The 2,067-nt window shown below is 42.7% G+C and carries 3 protein-coding genes; 1 reads left to right on the top strand and 2 read right to left on the bottom strand.

From position 1 onward, the window contains the following. Positions 1-91 precede the first annotated feature (91 nt). On the bottom strand, positions 92-514 hold the full coding sequence (locus ACED53_RS23280; protein WP_009848873.1) for a DUF805 domain-containing protein: 423 nt from the start codon (positions 512-514) through the stop codon (positions 92-94). An 86-nt stretch (positions 515-600) separates the two neighbouring features. Then, entirely contained in the window at positions 601-948 is a 348-nt protein-coding gene (locus ACED53_RS23285) for a 5-carboxymethyl-2-hydroxymuconate Delta-isomerase (protein ID WP_004729703.1), read from the bottom strand. 249 nt (positions 949-1,197) lie between these two features. Here ACED53_RS23285 and tpiA point away from each other — a divergent pair, with 249 nt between their 5' ends. Beyond that, complete coding sequence (tpiA, locus tag ACED53_RS23290) at positions 1,198-1,968, top strand: triose-phosphate isomerase (RefSeq protein WP_017101334.1); 771 nt, start codon at positions 1,198-1,200, stop codon at positions 1,966-1,968. The last annotated feature ends 99 nt before the right edge of the window (positions 1,969-2,067 follow it).

Genomic DNA, 2,067 nt, shown 5'->3' on the forward strand with positions numbered 1-2,067 from the left:
ACAACGGTATGCTAAGAACAAAAATGCCGTTCACTCTTAAGTGAACGGCATTAGCACAAGGCTCCCTTCTTACTTATCAATCATTCAACCTTTAAACGGGATCTTCACCGTAATCATTACGGCCTTCTGTGCCTTTCAACAAACCACACTCAATCAGAATCCATAAGCCACACACTAACGCTGCAACGGTCGCAACCATATGGATTGGCGATACCGGCTCAGTGGTAGTCGCTGCCATTGGCGAAGCCAAACGACCCAGTACTAGGGGCACATTAAGTAGTAACCAGTAATTCGACTTATTGCGGTCGTGCCAGCGCTTAGCGGTGACCGCAAGATCTGGGATCACTAGCAGCAATAGGAATACTGGTAGCAGGATGTAAGAGTAAGCAGGAAACAACACAGAGATACCAGAAGCAAAACCAGTGATCGCTATGTAGTAGAAAATATTCCAAATCCAGTAAGTCTTACGACCAATTCTCCCTTTGAAAGAGAGCAGTAAATCTTTCATCGACATCTTAAAACACTCAAAAATTAATACGCTACCAAAAAGTTAGCAGCAAATAGTTAGTGAATCACTTTTAGTTAGTTGATTATTTTTAGCTAGTTAATCACTTTCTGAAAGCAACTTTTATCCATATCCCGTATGTTGACCGTTAGGCTACGGATATGGCTTGCCTGTTCTTGTAAGGTTTGCATTAACAAACGCGACAATTCTCTTTTCTGTTCTTCAGTACGTCCAGAAAGTAACTCGAAGCTAATATGAACAAAATCTACATTGTCCTCTTCATCACCGACCAACCAGTTATGACAGCGTAGTGAACGAGACTTCACAGAAGGTACATCAAACAAACCACAGTTTAATGTAACTTGATGAAGGTCTTCCAGTAAACCTTGGATATTCACTCGCTCATCCACTGAATTTGAGTACTCTAGAACTAGATTCGGCATTATTACTTCCTATTGTTAACGCAATCGTTTGTCCCTTAATAGCAACTAACGATGAAAAATCCGAGAAGTTAGCTATTATTCTGTCTGCCGGATCACTGATATTTGCTCAAAATCTACTCTGACCATTGAGTAAGATCCAAGAAAGTCATGACCACAGTCATGATCTGTTGATATTATTCTGTTATATTATTTCGTAATAAAGTTTACTTTTTTACATTCGATTTATTTAAATACTTTGGAGATATTCCTATGCGTCATCCTGTAGTTATGGGTAACTGGAAACTAAACGGCAGCAAAGAAATGGTTGTTGATCTACTAAACGGTCTTAACGCTGAACTTGAAGGCGTAACAGGCGTAGACGTAGCAGTTGCTCCACCAGCACTTTTCGTTGATCTTGCTGAGCGTACGCTTACTGAAGCGGGCAGCGCTATCATCCTAGGTGCTCAAAACTCTGACCTAAACAACAGCGGTGCATTCACTGGCGACATGTCTCCAGCAATGCTTAAAGAGTTCGGCGCATCTCACATCATCATCGGTCACTCTGAGCGTCGTGAATACCACGCTGAGTCTGACGAATTCGTTGCTAAGAAATTCGCATTCCTAAAAGAGAACGGCCTAACTCCAGTTCTTTGTATCGGTGAATCTGAAGCACAAAACGAAGCAGGCGAAACTGTTGCTGTATGTGCTCGTCAACTTGACGCTGTTATCAACACTCAAAGTGTTGAAGCTCTTGAAGGCGCTATCATCGCTTACGAACCAATCTGGGCTATCGGTACTGGTAAAGCAGCTACAGCTGAAGATGCACAACGCATCCACGCTCAAATCCGTGCACACATCGCAGAGAAATCTGAAGACGTTGCTAAGAAAGTTGTTATCCAATACGGCGGTTCTGTTAAGCCAGAAAACGCTGCAGCTTACTTCGCACAACCAGACATCGACGGTGCTCTAGTTGGCGGCGCAGCACTTGACGCAAAAAGCTTCGCAGCTATCGCTAAAGCAGCAGCTGAAGCAAAAGCTTAATTTAAACTTCACCGTTTAGATTAGATGAAAGGTCAACTTAGGTTGTAATGCCGATCAGTTAAAGCCAAAGTGATCGGTTGAAGGATCCTTCCGAGCTGT

This window comes from Vibrio sp. 1F169 (assembly GCF_041439605.1).
Classification (GTDB): Bacteria; Pseudomonadota; Gammaproteobacteria; order Enterobacterales; family Vibrionaceae; genus Vibrio; species Vibrio tasmaniensis_A.